Annotated in this window: 16 protein-coding genes and 1 pseudogene; 6 read left to right on the forward strand and 11 right to left on the reverse strand. The window is 34.8% G+C overall.

The genetic code is table 11. From position 1 onward, the window contains the following. Nucleotides 1-22: 22 nt before the first annotated feature. From FYJ55_RS02240 to FYJ55_RS02255, 4 genes are all read right to left on the reverse strand, one after another. Entirely contained in the window at nt 23-1,423 is a 1,401-nt protein-coding gene (locus FYJ55_RS02240; protein ID WP_154555449.1) for a S10 family peptidase, read from the reverse strand. Then, nucleotides 1,423-2,133, reverse strand: a complete 711-nt coding sequence (locus FYJ55_RS02245; RefSeq protein WP_195836638.1) for a gamma-glutamyl-gamma-aminobutyrate hydrolase family protein — start codon at nt 2,131-2,133, stop codon at nt 1,423-1,425. The genes FYJ55_RS02240 and FYJ55_RS02245 overlap by 1 nt, the downstream gene beginning before the upstream one ends. Then, nucleotides 2,126-3,481 (reverse strand): transglutaminase-like domain-containing protein, encoded by a 1,356-nt coding sequence (locus FYJ55_RS02250; protein WP_154555451.1) that lies wholly within the window; start codon nt 3,479-3,481, stop codon nt 2,126-2,128. The genes FYJ55_RS02245 and FYJ55_RS02250 overlap by 8 nt, the downstream gene beginning before the upstream one ends. A gap of 61 nt (nt 3,482-3,542) precedes the next feature. Further along, nucleotides 3,543-3,896, reverse strand: a complete 354-nt coding sequence (locus FYJ55_RS02255; protein WP_154555452.1) for a hypothetical protein — start codon at nt 3,894-3,896, stop codon at nt 3,543-3,545. A gap of 75 nt (nt 3,897-3,971) precedes the next feature. Here FYJ55_RS02255 and FYJ55_RS02260 point away from each other — a divergent pair, with 75 nt between their 5' ends. The 3 genes from FYJ55_RS02260 to FYJ55_RS02270 all read left to right on the forward strand — a co-directional run bounded on the left by FYJ55_RS02260 (nt 3,972) and on the right by FYJ55_RS02270 (nt 7,869). Continuing rightward, nucleotides 3,972-5,399, forward strand: coding sequence for a DEAD/DEAH box helicase (locus FYJ55_RS02260; RefSeq protein ID WP_154555465.1), 1,428 nt, complete (start codon nt 3,972-3,974; stop codon nt 5,397-5,399). Between the two features lie 212 nt (nt 5,400-5,611). Beyond that, nucleotides 5,612-6,148: a glucose-6-phosphate isomerase family protein gene (locus tag FYJ55_RS02265; protein WP_154555453.1), complete on the forward strand. Its 537-nt coding sequence runs from the start codon at nt 5,612-5,614 to the stop codon at nt 6,146-6,148. Further along, the gene (locus FYJ55_RS02270) at nt 6,145-7,869 is read left to right on the forward strand and encodes a class I mannose-6-phosphate isomerase (RefSeq protein ID WP_154555454.1); all 1,725 of its coding nucleotides are present in this window, start codon (nt 6,145-6,147) and stop codon (nt 7,867-7,869) included. The genes FYJ55_RS02265 and FYJ55_RS02270 overlap by 4 nt, the downstream gene beginning before the upstream one ends. Before the next feature lie 62 nt (nt 7,870-7,931). On the opposite strand, the gene FYJ55_RS02275 is transcribed toward FYJ55_RS02270, so the two are convergent. Genes FYJ55_RS02275 through FYJ55_RS02305 form a run of 7 tightly spaced genes read right to left on the reverse strand, consistent with a single transcriptional unit; the run spans nt 7,932 to nt 15,665 of the window. Continuing rightward, nucleotides 7,932-8,615: a pseudouridine synthase gene (locus FYJ55_RS02275; RefSeq protein ID WP_154555455.1), complete on the reverse strand. Its 684-nt coding sequence runs from the start codon at nt 8,613-8,615 to the stop codon at nt 7,932-7,934. Further along, complete coding sequence (locus FYJ55_RS02280) at nt 8,612-9,946, reverse strand: RsmF rRNA methyltransferase first C-terminal domain-containing protein (RefSeq protein WP_154555456.1); 1,335 nt, start codon at nt 9,944-9,946, stop codon at nt 8,612-8,614. The genes FYJ55_RS02275 and FYJ55_RS02280 overlap by 4 nt, the downstream gene beginning before the upstream one ends. Next, on the reverse strand, nt 9,946-11,130 hold the full coding sequence (locus FYJ55_RS02285; protein ID WP_154555457.1) for an aspartate kinase: 1,185 nt from the start codon (nt 11,128-11,130) through the stop codon (nt 9,946-9,948). Before FYJ55_RS02285 ends, FYJ55_RS02280 begins: the two co-directional genes overlap by 1 nt. A 44-nt stretch (nt 11,131-11,174) precedes the next feature. After that, nucleotides 11,175-12,296 carry an amidohydrolase gene (locus FYJ55_RS02290; protein ID WP_154555458.1) on the reverse strand — a complete coding sequence of 374 codons (1,122 nt, stop codon included), beginning with the start codon at nt 12,294-12,296 and terminating at the stop codon, nt 11,175-11,177. Continuing rightward, the gene (locus FYJ55_RS02295) at nt 12,296-13,420 is read right to left on the reverse strand and encodes an amidohydrolase (protein ID WP_154555459.1); all 1,125 of its coding nucleotides are present in this window, start codon (nt 13,418-13,420) and stop codon (nt 12,296-12,298) included. The genes FYJ55_RS02290 and FYJ55_RS02295 overlap by 1 nt, the downstream gene beginning before the upstream one ends. Then, complete coding sequence (locus FYJ55_RS02300) at nt 13,420-14,541, reverse strand: amidohydrolase (RefSeq protein WP_154555460.1); 1,122 nt, start codon at nt 14,539-14,541, stop codon at nt 13,420-13,422. Before FYJ55_RS02300 ends, FYJ55_RS02295 begins: the two co-directional genes overlap by 1 nt. Next, complete coding sequence (locus FYJ55_RS02305) at nt 14,541-15,665, reverse strand: amidohydrolase (protein ID WP_154555461.1); 1,125 nt, start codon at nt 15,663-15,665, stop codon at nt 14,541-14,543. Before FYJ55_RS02305 ends, FYJ55_RS02300 begins: the two co-directional genes overlap by 1 nt. Before the next feature lie 125 nt (nt 15,666-15,790). Between FYJ55_RS02305 and FYJ55_RS02310 the strand changes: the two genes are divergently transcribed. The 3 genes and pseudogenes from FYJ55_RS02310 to FYJ55_RS10945 all read left to right on the forward strand — a co-directional run. Continuing rightward, on the forward strand, nt 15,791-16,963 hold the full coding sequence (locus tag FYJ55_RS02310) for a M15 family metallopeptidase (protein ID WP_154555462.1): 1,173 nt from the start codon (nt 15,791-15,793) through the stop codon (nt 16,961-16,963). Between the two features lie 35 nt (nt 16,964-16,998). Beyond that, entirely contained in the window at nt 16,999-17,610 is a 612-nt protein-coding gene (locus tag FYJ55_RS02315) for a ZIP family metal transporter (protein WP_154555466.1), read from the forward strand. A gap of 134 nt (nt 17,611-17,744) precedes the next feature. Next, nucleotides 17,745-17,897 (forward strand): annotated as a pseudogene (locus FYJ55_RS10945) (MATE family efflux transporter); the annotation flags it as partial.

The raw sequence follows: 17,897 nt of genomic DNA on the forward strand, positions 1-17,897 counted from the left end.
CCGTCGCTTGACGGTTTTTGTGTTAAATACAGCTTTCAAAGAATGCACGCATGTCCTTGGCTAATAGATCAAAGCTTTCTTTACCAAGATAAGCCATATGTCCACTTGGATATTCACCAATTGTAACTCGATTTTGATCTAGGTTGGAATGGGTTGCCAAATATCTGGCATTTCCAGCCGTTGTACAAAGATCATATAGACCTGAGGCAAAGAAGACTTTCATCTGTTTGTTTCTTCGCATACATCCAGCTAAGGATTGGGCAGGACTCGTTTTGAATTCACGATTCCATGTCATATTTACATCAAAGACTAAGCCTTTTGAGATGCGATCACTTGTGATATTCAATTCTTGACGCATCAATCCATAGGCAGTCTGGAAAGCAGGTGTATATTGTCCCATAGCTGGGTCATCCGCAATGACATTGGCTTCCATGATTTCTGGATCATCATTCCATGTATAACGCCCGTCATAGAATCCTAAAGCTAAGCCCTTGTCTTCTAATAATTTATGCGCAAAGCCTTTTTGCATATCCATATGTAAATGGTGTCTTAACCAATATGTTTTATCAATACCAGAATAGTAAGCTAGTTTATCCGCAATTTCTTCTTTATTAGGACAGGTATCCCCTAAAAATAAGGCTGTGACATATTCAGTGGATGCGAATGTAAAGGCTTCATCAATAAAGTCTTTTTGTGAAATATTTTCCTTTGGATTATGGAAATAATTTGTGGCAGCCATTGTGATTAAGTCTGTTGCACTTGCTTCAACCGGAAGCTTTTCAATAAAGTAACTTCCAAGTAAGAAGATACCACTGACACTAATGCCCATCGTATCGGCCTTTTCAGGACCTGCACCCATCAACTCTCCTGCAAGTAAGGCACTTCTTGCCGTACCATAGCTTTCACCCGCAAGTAATACTGGTGAATTTCTACGGTTATAACGTGCTAAGAATTGTTCAATGAATTTAGAAACACTTCGAACATCGCCATGCGTTTCATAAAATTCTTTTCTTGCCTTTTCCTGAATCAAACGACCTAAACCTGTTCCAGCAGGATCAATAAAGACTAAATCACATAAGTCTAATAAACAATGAGGATTGTCTTCTAGTTCAAAAGGAGGAACAGTTGGAAGATTTAGTTCATCATCTAATTTTACAATTCTTGGGCCAAATAATCCCATGTGAAGCCAAAGACTTGCACATCCTGGACCTCCATTATAAATAAATAGAATAGGTCGTTTAGAATTGTCTTGAACATCACTTCTAAAATAGGCATAACTAAAGATGGATGCGACTGGATTATTTTCTTCATCTACAAAGAAATTGTCTTCACAAATTGTATGATAAGGAATGGTTGTTCCTTGAATTTGAATGCTTCCATCCGCCTCATATTTTGATTTTTCTAAGTTTTCTTGAATACGCATTATTTCACCTCGCACTTTTTGATAAAAACATTGAATATATCTTGCATCTCACCATATTTATGGGACAATGCTTCTGGATGAAATTGTACGGCATAAATTGGTAATGACTCATGTTCAATGGCTTCAATAATGCCATCTGGAGCTTTAGCTACAACTTTAAAGTTTGGTGCTAAATCTTTGATGGCCTGATGATGAAAACTATTCACATAAGCTTCATCACTTAAACTAGGATATAAAAAGCTATCCTTTTCAATATGGATCTTATGACTTGGATTTTCTCTTTTTTCTTGTTGCGCATGTTTAATGACGCTTCTTTTACAATACGATAAATCTTGATACAAAGATCCTTTAAAATAGACATTCAACATCTGAATGCCACGGCAGATTCCAAAAATGGGAATCTGTTTTTCCTTGGCATATTTTAATACTCGCATTTCATAATAATCACGGTCTAAGCTTGAATTACCTTGTAAAGGTTCTGGATTTTCATTATAAATCATAGGATTCACATCAATTCCACCTGTCACAATTAATCCATCTAATGGATTAACTTGAGCTTGAATTGTATCATAGTCATTTGTGATAGGAAGAATCATCGGGCAGCCACCACCACGAATAACACTATTAATATAGGCTTCATTGATAAATTGTTTAGGTAAATTCTCTTTATCCAATTCATTGCACGTTAGACCGATAATAGGCCTACGCATTTTTATCCTCCATAAGGGCAATTTCGATATTCTTTGTCTCTTTAATGATGTATTTTCCAGGAATAGCTTCATCTACATATTCCATTTCACCATTTTGGTTGTCATATGGATCGTTTGGTAAGAAGTTTTTGGCTGGCACAAAATCACCTTGGAATTTAGATGAACATGGAGTTCTAAAGGGATCTAGATATCCAAAATAGAAATCTCTTCTTTCTAAGTTTCCGGCACGATATGATCCTCCACCAAATGAACAATCTGCATATAACCATCCATATGGAGCTACATAGAATCTGGCCCAGTCATGATTGCCAATTGTTTCTGGTGTAGTATAAAGTCCAGCTTGCCAAGTGGCAGGAATGCCCGCAATACGACATAGAGTAATAAATGTCAATGCTTGTAAACCACAGTCACCCTTCAATCCAGTTGTGATATATTCTGGAATACAAGGTAAAGTCGCATAAGCACGTACATATGAATATGTGACATGACTTGTGATATAGTCATAAATCAATTTAGCCTTTAATAATGGATTTGTTTCTTTACCAATGATTTCTTTAACAACATCTTTTAAATAATCTGTAAATACAACGTGTGGCGCATATTCTTCAAGACAAGTATCTGGATGTTCATTCGTCACAATACTAGGATCTAATTCTTCATAGTGCATGTGATTGATGAATTCATATTCTACACTGAATTCTTCACCTTTTTCGTATGGTTTTTCAATATAAACACATCTTTGATCCACACTGTTATCATTTACTAGACCTTCATGGGATGTATTTAATATTTTAAAATCCTCAACCTGCGCATATTCTTTCGGAATAGGAAGCCATACACGAATCGTTTTTCCAGGCTTTTCAAATGCAGGATCCACCTTTAAGCTTGTCTTGACATGAATCTTGCAGTAAACATCCTTTTCTTCTTTCATTTTATGCATTACATCATCTAATAAAGTACTTGCAGCACCATCTTTTTCAATTAAACGATCTTTATAAACCTTACGCACTTTAATTAGGTTTTCAAAAAAATTGTCTTTTAAATACATTTTTCCCTCAATGAAGATCCATTCAAACGCATTGTCTTTGAATAATTCATCAAATTCTTCCTCTTTGAAATCTTCAATCTTTGATTTTAATAATTCAATGGCGTCTTCTTTTGAATACGTAAAATCTTCGGGAAGACGAGAAATCAATTCTTTTTCTAATTCTAAACGTTCCTTTAGTTTGGCAGGAATGTCCTTTTGAAGACGTAAATCAATCATCTCCTGCATCAATTTAAATTGCCCATTCCATTTTAATTTCATTAAATCTTCAGGAAGTGGCGTGTTCAATGTTGTCATGTTCATAAAAGTTCACCTCATTTTGATTATACTCTATTGTGAAAATTATTACATAAAAAAATGAAACTTATTGAAATAAGTTTCGAATTAATTCCTCCTGACTATATTTTTCCTGCATTTCTTTATCTACACTCATTAATATAGGGGGTAGATTTCTAAATGATTTGTAGTACTGTAAAATAAAAGATAACACGAAAAAAGGAGCCCATTCAGTCAGTGTCATATTGTCTTTTGGTTCCAAAAGGAATCCATCTTTTAAGACTTTACAATTTAAGGCGTATTCCAATTCATTGCCAAAATTCACTTTTAATATTTCTTCATCAAAAGAAAGAATGGGACTTAAATTGTCTAAAGGCGCATTCATACTATATTGATATGTATGTTGGTCAATTTGTTTCATCACTAAAGTTTTATATTTCATGCCTTTATTGTAGCTTATAATATATTTTGTTTCTGTTAAATATTATTAACATGATATAATCTTGTGGGTGATACAATGACATTTGAACAAATGAATTTAGATAAAAATATTATACAAGCCTTACATACATTAGGATATGAAAAACCATTACCCGTACAAGAAAAAGTCATTCCCAATATTCTTTTGGGAACGGATTGTATTGTGAAATCAAGAACGGGAAGTGGAAAAACAGCATCCTTTGCGATTCCTATCATTCAAAATCTAGAAATTGATGAAAGAAGCCCACAAGCATTGGTACTTACTCCCACTCGAGAACTAGCTTTACAGATTCAACAGGATTTTGATCGTATTGGAACCTTTAAAAAAATTAAGACTCTACCTATTTTTGGTAAGCAGCCATTTAAGTTTCAAAAGGAAGATTTGAAACAAAGATGTCATGTTGTGATTGGTACGCCAGGAAGAGTTTTAGATCATCTTCAACAACAAACACTGGATCCTTCAAAAATTAAATATGTAGTTTTGGATGAAGCGGATGAAATGTTGAATATGAACTTTTTAGATGAAGTACAGGCTATTTTAAAATATATGCCAAAAAAACATGTGACATGTTTATTTAGTGCAACCTATCCTGCAGTGATTCAAAGAATGAGTAAGAAATATTTGTATAAACCAGCTAAAATTGATCTTACAAGTACAAATAAGCCAAATATTCTAGAAGAGGCGTATCACGTCAATGAAGAACACAAAGAATTATTCCTTCTTCATTTATTGGCATTAAAGAAACCAGAATCCTGCATGATCTTTTGTAAGACGCAGGCAAGAGTGGATGAAGTCTATGAATGTTTAGAAAAGAATCAAGTCAGTGTCGATAAGATTCACGGTGGTATGATGCAAGAAGAGCGACTATCGCATATGCGACGCTTTAAAAAAGGAAAGGTGCGTATTTTAGTTTGTACCGATGTCGCAAGTCGAGGAATCGATGTTTTTAAAGTGGAGATGATCATTAACTATGATATGCCAAGTCCCGTTGAAACATATACACATCGTATTGGTCGTAGCGGTAGAGTGGATGAACAAGGCTTAGCTATAAGTTTAGTGAATGAATATGATGGAGTTCGAAAAGAAAAACTAGAAGAATATCTAGGTTATAACTTGCCATTTAAAGAAGAGGGTGAAGTCTATTTAAGTGATTTAGACGTTTTAGATTCATTAAAAGAATCCAATCGTGTGGTGGTCGACAAATCAAAAGATTTAAGAAAGGACATCACTAAAATCTATTTGAATGGAGGAAAAAACAAGAAGATTCGTCCCGGCGATATTGTAGGGGCTATCTGCGAAATTGATGGTGTTACGGTCGATGATATAGGTGTGATTCAAGTGCAGGATCATCAATCGTATGTGGATATCTTAAATGATAAGGGAAAACTTGTATTAAAGAATTTAAAGACAATTAAAGGCAAAACGTTGCGTATTCAAAAGGCAAAAAATGGATTTGGCCACTAGAGCAGATCCATTTTATTGTATATTACTAAAATATGTGATTTGCACGTAAATGGGGAGTGAACTTCAGAAAATGAATTGAAATTTAGTAATAATATAATGGTGATCCGTGATATTTGTAGATGTATAAATATTGTGATTGTTTTTATATTGAAATGTTATAACAATGGTTTTATAATGAAATTGAATGATATAACATTTAAAAGGAGGCAATTATGGAAATTAAAGATCCTAAAGTAGTTCATGATTATTTAAATGGTGTAATTGAAGGTGAGGATGTTAAAAAGAGTACAAAATTGTATTCAGATGCTAAGAAATTCTATAAGGATGTAGATTCAAGTGTTTCAGATGATCAAATTATGTATGAAGTATACTCCTATGAACATGATGGGTTGTGTTATGGATTGACTGTGATGCAGCCAGTATGTGTGAATGGGGAATGTAATGTAACGCGTGGACATTTTCATGAAAATTTAGATTGTGATGAAATCTATTGTGGCATGGGTGGTGAAGGTCTTCTTTTATTGATGGATGAAGATTATCATTGTCATGCTGAAAAAGTAAAAGTGGGAAGTGTTCACTATATTGATGGTCATTTGGCGCATCGCCTTGTGAATACAGGTAATACGGAATTAAAAGTGCAATGTATGTGGCCAAGCAATGCGGGTCATGATTATAAGCGTGTAGAAGAGCATCCTTTTACAGTAAGAGTGTATAAGGAAAATGGTGAATTGAAAGTGGAGGAAGAATGAGTTATTTAAATTTTAAATCGGAATATGATCGTTTTCCTAAGACGACAATAAAGAATCATAGAGCGTTTCATGGATATGATGCAATCTATCAGGAGTTAAATAAGAAAATTAATAATAGGAGTGTTGTAGTCTTTGATTATTATCCAGGTGTAGATGAAAAGGAAGTCTATGAATTGATTAAACGCTTCAATTTTTCTTTGGAAATCAATATGTATGATATCTTTAAAGATGGCAAAACTATGACAGAACAAATGAAATATAATCTAACGGATGATCGTGTGTTTGGCAAGATGTATTATGGCAATCTTGTGGATTTTATAGATGAAGAAAAGCTAGAAGAAGCTAAAAATAAGGTGAAGGAACATCATGGTTCTACTATCATTTATGGAGTTGGAGCTGGTTTAGTAAGTCATGGCGATTTGTATATCTACTTTGATATGGCACGTTGGGAAATTCAATTACGTTATCGTAAATCTATGCCAAATTATAATTGTGATAATTATGATGAAGATATCTTAAAGAAATATAAGCGTGGTTATTTTATTGAATGGCGTATTGCCGATAAACATAAGGCTGAGCGATTTAATTGTTTTGATTATGTGGTCGATACAAATAAATCAAACGATCCAAAAATGATTTCGAGTGATACGTTTATCGATAGTTTAAAACAATTAGCTCAAAAACCATTTCGTACAGTACCATACTTTGATCCAGGCGTATGGGGTGGTCAATGGATGAAGGAAGTTTGTAACTTAGATGTGAATCAGCCAAATTATGCATGGAGTTTTGATGGTGTGCCAGAAGAAAACAGTATTTTATTTGACTATGATGGAGTTACTGTAGAGCTTCCAGCTATGGATTTAGTGTTGTATCAACCAAAAGAATTATTGGGAGAACAAGTTTATTCTCGTTTTGGTGCAGAATTTCCAATTCGCTTTGACTTTCTAGATACGGTGGAAGGACAAAACTTATCTTTGCAGGTGCATCCATTAACGGAATATATTAAAAAGAATTTTGGGATGAGTTACACCCAAGATGAGAGTTACTATATTTTAGATGCTAAGGAAGATGCCCATGTTTATTTAGGTCTAAAAGAAGGCATTCAACCCAATGAAATGATTTCTGATTTAGAGTCTGCGCAACGTGGTGAAATTGTATTTGATGCAGATAAATATATCAATAAGTTTCCGGCAAAGAAACATGATCATTTCTTGATTCCAGCAGGAACTTGTCATTGTTCCGGAAAGAATGCGATGGTATTAGAAATTAGTGCTACACCTTATATCTTTACATTTAAATTGTGGGACTGGCAAAGACTTGGCTTAGATGGCCTACCTCGACCTATCAATATTGAACATGGAAAACATGTTATTCAATGGGATCGTACGACAAAATGGGTCAAAGAAAACTTGGTCAATGCGACTTATGAAGTAAAAGAAGAGGGAAATGATTGTAAGATCGAACATACGGGTCTTCATGAACTAGAATTCATTGAAACAAGAAGATATACAATCAACAATGATTCATTGCACAAAACACATGGTACAGTGAATATGTTGAATTTAATTGATGGAAAGAGTGCCATTATTGAAGGGAATTTTGAACCTTTCATTGTGCATTATGCAGAAACCTTTATTATTCCTGCAAGTATTAACGAGTATACGATCAAGCCTTATGATTGTGATGAAGTGAAAGTATTAAAGGCATATGTGAGATTTTAAAGTAATGGACGTTTTTGTGACTAAAGAAAAAAGCCTGAGAGTTTATGATCTCTCAGGTTTTCTTAGCCTTTTAATGCATCTAATTCTTCTTGGGTTAACGCTCTAAATTCACCTAATGGTAAATCCTTGAGTTTTAAAGGACCAAACTCAATACGTTGAAGATAGGTAACAGTGCAGTTTGCCTTTTCAAACATTCTTTTGACTTGGTGGAATTTTCCTTCATGAATCGTTAGATAGGCTTTATTTGTGTCTAATATTTCTAGTTTTGAAGGGGCTGAAGTAAATTCTTCAAATTCCATAGGCTGATTAAAGAAGTCTACGGCATTTTCTGGTAAAGTTCCATCAAATTCAACATAATATTTTTTATCTACATGTTTTTTTGGTGATAATACTTCATGCGTTAATTTACCATCATTGCTGATGAGTAATAAGCCTTCTGTATCTACGTCAAGTCTTCCCACAGGATATAGATCGTGTCTTTGGCTTTGGACAAGTTCCATGACTGTAGGATAGACTATATCTTCAGTGGCGCTCACATAGCCTTGAGGCTTATTTAAAATATAGTATTCGTATTCTACATAGCTTACGGGTTCATCATCCACACAAACACGATCATCTTCTTTTACGTTATAGTCTGCCTTTTTTATGGTTTCATCATTAATGGTAACCCAGCCGTTTTTTATTAATTTTTTTACATCGTTTCTTGTGCCAAATCCCATATGAGATAAATATTTGTCAAGTCTCATTGATAACGCCATCCTTTCGCATATTTGTTTTTTAATGAGCCTTTAGAAAGTTTCGCAAAGCCTAAAGGGAAGTTATTTACGCAAACAAGTGTCCATCCAGATGTTTTTGAATCCAAATCTTTCACATCGAGAGTTTCACCTTTTAAGTATTTAATAACACGCTCATCTTCAATGGAAAAGTTTAATACATTTTTAAATTGTTCAGGACAAAGGGCAAGGGCAAGACTTTGGCTGGGTTCAAAATGTTTACCTTTAAGTTGACCTAATAATAAGCCAGATCTTAGTACGCGATAGCCTTTATAAGCTTGAAAATCACTGTTTAACCAGATGACCTTGTCCTTTTTGATTTTAATGGTACCCTTATTTAATTTAACCAATCGTAAAAAATCAGTAACACAATCATCAAGCTTATCGCTTGGCTCCAGTCTTATTTTTTTATGTTTTGTTTCTCCATCTTTGACAAGTAAAGCTACAAAGTGACCTTCTCCCTTGATTTTATGTGGATATAAACGAACGCATTCCTCCATGTTTACACCTGGCATCATACCATTGATTTTATTAATAGGAGCAAGATGTAAGTCTGGATGTTTGTCTAATACATCTTGAATAACTTCTTCATTTTCGTGAATCGAAAAAGTACAAGTGGAATATACGATAGATCCACCAGGCTTTAACATGGATATGGCCGCATTCAAAATGTTTTTTTGAATCGGCGGATAGAATGTATCATCCTTTTCAATCCAACTTTTAATTAAGTCTGGCTCTTTTCGAAACATTCCCTCACCACTACATGGGGCATCCACTAGAATCTTATCAAATGTTTCAGGATAATGTTGTTCCATGTTTGTCAAATCTTCACTGGCAACCCAGGCATTGTCACAACCAAATAATTCGATGTTCTTTAAGAGTCCTAGGCATCTTGAAGAACTTATATCATTTGAAATTAAAAGTCCAGTATGATTGAGCTTTGTCGCAAGCTTTGTGCTCTTTCCACCAGGAGCTGCACACGTATCTAATACAATATCATTTTCGTCTACAGGAAGAACTTGCGCTGGTAACATAGCACTGGGTTCTTGAAGATAGTAAAGACCTGCATAATAGTAGGGGTGTTTACTTGGTTTATCTTCATTGGAATAATAAAAACCATCATTTGTCCATGGGACGGGTTGTAGTTTAAAGGGGGAAATCTTCAAAAATTCTTCAACAGAAATCTTTAGTGTATTGACTCTTAAACCATAATATCTATCATGATCAAAACTGTTTAGATAATCTCCATATTCTTCTTGAAGAAGCTGTTTCATTTGTTCTTTAAATTTAACTGGAAGTTCCATTATAGATCAAATGCCTTTCCAAGTGCTTGAACGGCTTTAACTTTATCTTTCTTTTCAATTGTTAGTGAGATAGAGATTTCACTAGAAGTAATCATATAATACTTAATGCCATTTTCACTTAAGATGTTTAATACTTTACTAGCAATACCTGAATGTGTAGAAATACCAAGTCCCACTAAAGACAATTTGATGTATCCAAGCATTTGATGTACAGGATATTCCTTTGAAGCATGTTCCATGATTTGATTACTTTGTTCTTCAGAACAATATAAAGTAAAGTTGGCTAGGCCTTCATCATCTAATTGTTGTGAAATTGTATCTAGGTTGATATTTAAATCGGAAATCATCTTAAATAGTTTTCCTAAATAAACACCATCATTAGGTAAGTGCATAAAGCGCATGATCGCATAGTCATCTTTTACACTTAAACCTGTAATTGGCATATCTTCTAATTCTTTATGCATAATCCAAGTTCCTTTCTTTAAATCTGTTTCCAAAGCTTTTCCTAAGAAAAGGGGAACATTATACTTACTAGCAAGTTCGACGCTTCGAGTTTCTAATACTCCAGCTCCTAAACAGGCCATCTGCATCATTTCTTCATAAGAAATGGATTTTAATTTTTTAGCACGCGTATATAATCTCGGGTCAATTGTATAAACTCCATCTACATCGGTAAAGATATGGCATTGATAGCCAAGTTTTGCGGCAATCGCAACCGCTGTTGTATCACTTCCGCCGCGACCTAAAGTAGTGATGTCTCCATATTCAGTAGCACCTTGAAAGCCGGCTACGACAACAACTTTTCCTTGATCTAAATGAGCTTGAATTGTAGTTGTATCAATATCTTTGATCAAAGCACGAGAATGGTGTTTACTAGTAAGAAAACCTGCTTGATAGCCAGTTAAACTGATTGTATCCAAACCTATTGAATTCATCGCAATCGCAAGAAGTGTAATTGTTTGTTGCTCACCCGTAGATAATAAAGAATCCAATTCTCGTTTGTTTGGATTGCTTGTGACACTATGAGCTAATTCTATTAATTTATTTGTGGTTTTTCCCATGGCACTCGCAACAATGACTAGATTGTGACCTTGTTCTTTCATGTGTTTGGCATGAAGTGCAATGGCCTGAATTTGTTCAATTGTTCCAACGCTGGTTCCACCATATTTTTCAACTATATTCATATTTTATTCTCCAACCACACTATTTTAGCATATAAAAAGCTGTCTTAGACAGCTTTTATTCCATTAATATATACATTTTTTATTGTATTATTTAAATCAATCAAACTTTTTGTACAAATTATAAAGTCAGCATCTTTGCCAGGTTTAATAGAACCAACTCGATTCTCTAAATGTAAGATCTTAGCTGGATTGATTGTGATGGCCTTGATGGCTTCTAACTCTGGTAGTCCTGCCTTATGTGCAAGTGCTGCATTTAATGGCAGATATTGTTGGGGATTGAATGGGGAATCGGTTGTGATCGCAAACAAGATTCCTTTTTCATACATCTTATTTGGGGTTTCAAACGAATCGTTGGCACATTCAAACTTATCTTTATGACAAAGACTTGGTCCACAAATACATGGAAAACCACTCTCTTTGATTTGATCTAGAATCGCTTGTGAATCTGTCGCATGATCTAAGGTGATTTCTACATTGTATTCTTTTGCGATACGAATTGCTGTTAACATATCATCGGCTCTATGAGCATGACACTTTAAGGGAATTTCTCTTTTGACAACAGGAATCATCGCTTCTAGCTTTTGATCATAAGCTACATCCTTACCAGATTCTTTCTTTATCATGTATTCCTTTGTCTTTTCTAATGTTTCTCTTAATAATGCACTAATCTGCATACGCGTATCAATTTTCTTTCCTTTGTAGCAATTCTTTGGATTTTCACCAAAAGCCGCCTTCATCGCAATTGGATTTTGAATGGCCATTTCATCAATACAATTTCCTTTTGTCTTATACGCAAAGAATGTACCACCAATCACATTGGCACTACCAGGTCCTGCAGCTACCGTTGTGACTCCTGCTTCTAATGCAGTTTGTACAGTTTCATCCATTGGATTACAACCATCAATGCCACGCATGTTTGGAGTGATGGGATCTGTGATTTCATTTAAATCATTGCCCTCAAAACCAATAGCCGTTTCCTCCATGCCTAAATGACAATGGGCTTCTACCATGCCTGGATATACATTGAATCCCGAAAGATCTTGGATATCTTCATCTTTGGGTTCTAAATTCTTTCCAATCTCTGTAAATACACCTTTATCGACTCGAAAATCACCGATAAAGGGTTCTTCTTCCATGGTATAAATCGTCGCGTTCTTAAATAACATTACACAGCCTTCTTTCCGTCGACATAAACAGCTTTGATTTCATTTGTCGTATCTAGAATATTCTTTGTACAAATCACAAAGTCAGCATCTTTACCTTCTTTGATTGAACCTAAACGATTGTCTAAGCCTAAAATTTTAGCTGGATTGATTGTGATGGCTTTAATAGCTTCATATTCAGGAAGACCAGCTTTAACGGCTAGAGCAGCACTTAAAGAAAGGTATTGTTGAGGCACTACAGGAGAGTCTGTAATGATTGAGAATAAAATACCAGCTTTATATAGTTCGTTTGGTGTTTCAAATGACATATTCGCAAGTTCAAATTTTGATTTGTGAGTCAAAGCAGGTCCACAAATACATGAAAAACCACTTTCTTTAATTTGAGGAATGATACAACGAGCATCTGTAACATGATCTAATGTAACTTTAATATCATATTCTTTCGCAATGCGAATCACTGTTAAAATATCATCGGCTCTATGTGCATGGCACTTTAATGGAATTTCTCTTTTGACAACAGGAATCATCGCTTCAAGCTTTTGGTCATAAGCTACTTCTTTTCCAGCTTCTTTTTTCTCCATATATTCTTTAGTCTTAGCTAGAGTTTCTCTAAGTAATGCACTAATCTGCATACGCGTATCAATTTTCTTATCCTTATAACAACGCTTAGGATTTTCACCAAAGGCTGCCTTCATAGCCAAAGGATTTTGAATGCTCATTTCATCAATACAGTTACCTACGGTTTTATACGCAAAGAAAGTTCCACCAATCACATTGGCACTACCAGGACCTGCAGCTACCGTTGTAACTCCACCTTTTAATGCGGATTCGATTGTTTCATCCATTGGATTACATCCATCAATACCACGCATATTTGGTGTGATTGGATCTGTGATTTCATTGACATCATCGCCTTCAAAACGAATAGCTGTTTCTTCCATACCTAGATGGCAATGACTTTCAACTAAACCAGGGAATACATATAGACCATTTAGATCTTGTACGTCTTCATCAACATCTGGTGTTAAATCTTTTCCTATTTGTGTAAATACACCCTTATCAATTTTAAAATCACCTACAAATGGATCTTGTTCCATTGTATAAATGGTTGCGTTCTTAAATAACATTATGCTTCCTTCTTTCCATTGACATATACTGTCTTAATTTCATTTTGTGTATCTAAAATATTCTTTGTACAAATCACAAAGTCTGCATCCTTACCAGTTTTAATAGAACCAATACGATCATCTAGTTTTAAAATTTTAGCTGGATTGATTGTGATGGCCTTAATGGCTTCATATTCTGGAAGACCAGCTTTTGCGGCTAGAGCTGCACTTAATGATAAGTATTGTTCGGGTACTACAGGAGAGTCTGTGATAATGCAGAAAGGAATACCGGCTTTATAGAATTCATTGGCCGTTTCAAAAGACATGTTTTTAACTTCATATTTTGATTTATGACCTAAACAAGGACCTAGAATACATGGAAAGCCACTCTCTTTAATTTGTGGAATAATACTTCTTCCATCTGTTACATGATCTAATGTCACTTCAATATCATATTCTTTCGCAATACGAATCACGGTTAAAATATCATCGGCTCTATGACAATGGCACTTTAATGGCATTTCTCTTTTAATAACCGGAATCATCGCTTCAAGCTTTTGATCATAAACTACTTCTTTTCCAGCTTCTTTTTTCTCCATATACTCTTTAGTCTTAGCTAGAGTTTCTCTTAGTAGCGCACTAATCTGCATACGCGTATCAATTTTCTTATCCTTATAACAGCGCTTAGGATTTTCACCGAATGCGGCTTTCATCGCTAAAGGATTTTGAATTGTCATTTCATCAATGCAGTTACCTGCAGTTTTATACGCAAAGAAAGTTCCACCAATGACATTAGCACTACCTGGTCCTGCAGCGACTGTAGTCACTCCGCTTTTTAATGCTTCTTTAATTGTTTCATCCATTGGATTACAGCCATCAATGCCACGAATATTGGGTGTAACGGGATCTGTGACTTCGTTTCCATCTTCGCCTTCAAATCCAATGGAAGAACATACCATACCTAAATGGCTGTGGGCATCGACAAGTCCTGGAAATACATATAGTCCATTTAAATCTTGTACTTCTTCATCTTTTGGACTTAAATCTTTTCCAATTTCAGTAAATACACCTTTATCAACTCGAAAATCACCAATAAAGGGTTCTTCTTCCATAGTATAAATCGTCGCGTTCTTAAATAACATTACACAGCCTTCTTCCCATCGATATATACGGATTGGATTTCATTTGTCGTATCTAGAATATTCTTTGTACAAATAATAAAGTCAGCATCTTTACCCGTTTTAATAGAACCTACGCGATTATCGAGTTTTAAAATTTTAGCTGGATTGATTGTGATGGCTTTGATAGCCTCATATTCATCCATACCTTCTTTTGCGGCCAAAGCGGCACATAAAGATAGATATTGTTCTGGAATAACTGGAGAATCGGTTGTAATGGAAACTAAGATTCCAGCTTTGTTTAATACGCCAGGCGTTTTAAAGGATTTGGATTTCAATTCAAATTTTGTCTTATGACCAAAACTAGGACCACAAATACATGGATATCCGCTTTCTTTGATTTGTTCGACAATGCATCTTGCATCCGTCGCATGATCTAATGTAACTTTAATATCATATTCTTTCGCAATACGAATGACAGTTAAAATATCATCGGCTCTATGGGCGTGGCACTTCAATGGTAATTCTTTTTTGATAACTGGAATCATGGCTTCTAGTTTTTGGTCATAAGCTACTTCTTTTCCAGCTTCTTTTTTCTCCATATATTCTTTAGTCTTAGCTAGAGTTTCTCTAAGTAATGCACTAATCTGCATACGTGTATCAATTTTCTTATCCTTATAACAACGCTTAGGATTTTCACCAAAGGCTGCCTTCATAGCAATTGGATTCTCAATTGTCATTTCATCAATACAGTTACCTACGGTTTTATACGCAAAGAAAGTTCCACCAATCACATTGGCACTACCAGGACCTGCAGCTACCGTTGTAACTCCACCTTTTAATGCGGATTCGATTGTTTCATCCATTGGATTACATCCATCAATACCACGCATATTTGGTGTGATTGGATCTGTGATTTCATTGACATCGTCGCCTTCAAAACGAATGGCTGTTTCTTCCATTCCTAAATGGCAATGACTTTCCACTAAACCAGGAAATACGTATAGACCATTTAGATCTTGTACATCTTCTCCAACACCTGCTGTCAAATCTTTTCCTATTTGTGTAAATACACCCTTATCGATTTTAAAATCACCTACAAAAGGGTCTTGTTCCATTGTATAAATGGTTGCGTTCTTAAATAACATATAATCACCTCTAAAATCTATTGTATCACGTAATGAAAGATATTACATGTAAGATGAAAATAATTTGTAAATAAAACTCATTTGTCTTTCATAACCTTATTCTATATAATGATTTGGGTGAGTTTATGGCAAAGAAAAAGAGAAAAGTAAATACGAAACGAATCGCAATTGTCGCGTTGATTCCAGTCGTTTGTATCACATTATTGATTGCGAATTTTACAAGTATTCGTTTGAGTATTAAAGGGTATCATAAAGAAGATAAAAAGGTTGTATTAAAATTAGAGAAGGAAGATATTAAAGACATCTTGCAGTATGATCAAATCATTGATATTTCAAAGTGGGATAAAGTAAAGAATGATGCACATTACTTGTTGTATGATGAGTATTACAGGGCTTCTAAAAAGAGCGTTAAAAAAGTGGTGTATTATATTGACTCTTACTATGAAAGAATGGAAGATTTGAATTACTTAGGATATACCAAAAATGTTTTGTTTAAGAATTCAGATGTGTACACAATATCAAACATGGATACATTGATTTCCGCTAATGTTCCATATAAAAAGGCTAAGAAATATTTGGCTGTTAAAGGGGCACAAATTCAAGACATCAAAAAATATGTAGATTCTGGGTTAAGCCCATTAAAGGCAGTTTTACAAGTGTCTTATCCAGGGATTGATTCAAGTAAAAAAGACAGTCGCTCTTATACAATTGAAAATCCAGAAGATACATTGATTCTAATTAAAAATGGATTTAGTGTACCTAGTGACTATGTCCCTAAGGATCTTAGAGATGTGAATATTCCTTATGAAACAGAAGTGGGACAATTAAGAGATGAAGCGGCAACTGCCCTTGAAAAGATGTATAAGGATGGCTTGAAACAAGGTTACAGTATTGCGATTAAGAGTTCGTATCGTTCTTATGACACACAATTAGCAGTATATAATGAATATTTTGCGATGTATGATGCAGCTTATGCGGCAAGTCTAGTTTCGATTCCAGGATCAAGTGAACATCAATGCGGATTGAGCGTGGATCTAACAAGTCAAAGTGTAATGAATGGAGAATATGGAACATTTGGTGAAACACCAGACTATAATTGGGTTGAACAAAATGCCTATAAATATGGATTTATTTTACGCTTCCCAGAAAATACGGGAGACCGTACAGGAGCTACCAATGAGCCATGGCACTTTAGATATGTAGGAAAAGAAGCAGCTAAAGAAATTCATGATAAGGGATGGATCTTGGAGGATTACATTGAACATCATGGATTTACATACAATTTGCGTTTGAATTGACGAATATAAAGGAATTAGTGTAACTAACTATGGTGATGATTATGTGGTTAAGATTACTAATTCCTTTTTTTGGAACGACTTTGGGCTCAACCGTTGTGTTCTTTGTCAAAAATAAACAGAGTGAACTTTTATCTAGATGCTTTTCCGGTATTGCCTCGGGCGTCATGGTGGCTGCAAGTATTTGGTCTTTGTTGATTCCGGCAATGAATCAAGAAAAGAATATCTTGGTCATTGTGCCTGGCATATTCTTAGGAGCTTTATTACTACTTTTCTTAGATTGTATTGTTCCTCATATGCATCCAGGAACAAATGAAGAAGAGAGAAAAGAATCGCATTTTAAGAAAACGACAAAGCTAGTATTTGCGGTAACTTTGCATAATATTCCGGAAGGAGCCATTCTTTCTTTGCCCTTAAAGAGCAATGACTGTTCAAAACATAAGGCGTTTTGGATAGGCTCATTATCGGGTATTGTTGAACCTATATTTGGTTATGTCACAATTTTATTTTCAAATTGGATCCTAGAATGCTTACCGTTTTGTTTAAGCTTTGCGGCAGGGGCTATGTTGTTTGTGGTGGTTGAAGAACTTGTTCCTGAAATGGCTCAAGGAAAACATTCGAATCTTCCAACAATTTCTTTCTTGTTTTGATTTTGTATGATAATGGTATTGGAAATGATTTTAGGATAAGCTTTCATTTTTTTCAGAAAAGAGTTAAAATTATTTAACATAATGTAGAAGACCAATATGGAATTCTGCATTTTCTTTTGGGAAGGGTGAAGGCGTTGGAAAATACAGATTTATTAAAGGAAAGTATATGGAAATCAATATTGATATTTTCTTTACCATTACTGGTTGGAAATTTATTTCAACAATTATACAATACAGTTGATTCTTATGTGGTAGGAAACTTTGTCAGCTCACATGCCCTTGCAGCT

Origin of the sequence: Holdemanella porci (assembly GCF_009696075.1) — a bacterium.
Classification (GTDB): Bacteria; Bacillota_I; Bacilli_A; order Erysipelotrichales; family Erysipelotrichaceae; genus Holdemanella; species Holdemanella porci.

Coding starts and splice junctions, on each gene's coding strand:
- FYJ55_RS02300 (WP_154555460.1), bottom strand. CDS start 14,541: ATGTTATTTAAGAACGCGACGATTTATACTATGGAAGAAGAACCCTTT.
- FYJ55_RS02250 (WP_154555451.1), bottom strand. CDS start 3,481: ATGAACATGACAACATTGAACACGCCACTTCCTGAAGATTTAATGAAA.
- FYJ55_RS02285 (WP_154555457.1), bottom strand. CDS start 11,130: ATGAATATAGTTGAAAAATATGGTGGAACCAGCGTTGGAACAATTGAA.
- FYJ55_RS02275 (WP_154555455.1), bottom strand. CDS start 8,615: ATGAGACTTGACAAATATTTATCTCATATGGGATTTGGCACAAGAAAC.
- FYJ55_RS02255 (WP_154555452.1), bottom strand. CDS start 3,896: ATGAAATATAAAACTTTAGTGATGAAACAAATTGACCAACATACATAT.
- FYJ55_RS02265 (WP_154555453.1), top strand. CDS start 5,612: ATGGAAATTAAAGATCCTAAAGTAGTTCATGATTATTTAAATGGTGTA.
- FYJ55_RS02310 (WP_154555462.1), top strand. CDS start 15,791: ATGGCAAAGAAAAAGAGAAAAGTAAATACGAAACGAATCGCAATTGTC.
- FYJ55_RS02240 (WP_154555449.1), bottom strand. CDS start 1,423: ATGCGTATTCAAGAAAACTTAGAAAAATCAAAATATGAGGCGGATGGA.
- FYJ55_RS02260 (WP_154555465.1), top strand. CDS start 3,972: ATGACATTTGAACAAATGAATTTAGATAAAAATATTATACAAGCCTTA.
- FYJ55_RS02305 (WP_154555461.1), bottom strand. CDS start 15,665: ATGTTATTTAAGAACGCAACCATTTATACAATGGAACAAGACCCTTTT.
- FYJ55_RS02280 (WP_154555456.1), bottom strand. CDS start 9,946: ATGGAACTTCCAGTTAAATTTAAAGAACAAATGAAACAGCTTCTTCAA.
- FYJ55_RS02295 (WP_154555459.1), bottom strand. CDS start 13,420: ATGTTATTTAAGAACGCAACCATTTATACAATGGAACAAGATCCATTT.
- FYJ55_RS02315 (WP_154555466.1), top strand. CDS start 16,999: ATGATTATGTGGTTAAGATTACTAATTCCTTTTTTTGGAACGACTTTG.
- FYJ55_RS02270 (WP_154555454.1), top strand. CDS start 6,145: ATGAGTTATTTAAATTTTAAATCGGAATATGATCGTTTTCCTAAGACG.
- FYJ55_RS02290 (WP_154555458.1), bottom strand. CDS start 12,296: ATGTTATTTAAGAACGCGACGATTTATACCATGGAAGAAGAACCCTTT.
- FYJ55_RS02245 (WP_195836638.1), bottom strand. CDS start 2,133: ATGCGTAGGCCTATTATCGGTCTAACGTGCAATGAATTGGATAAAGAG.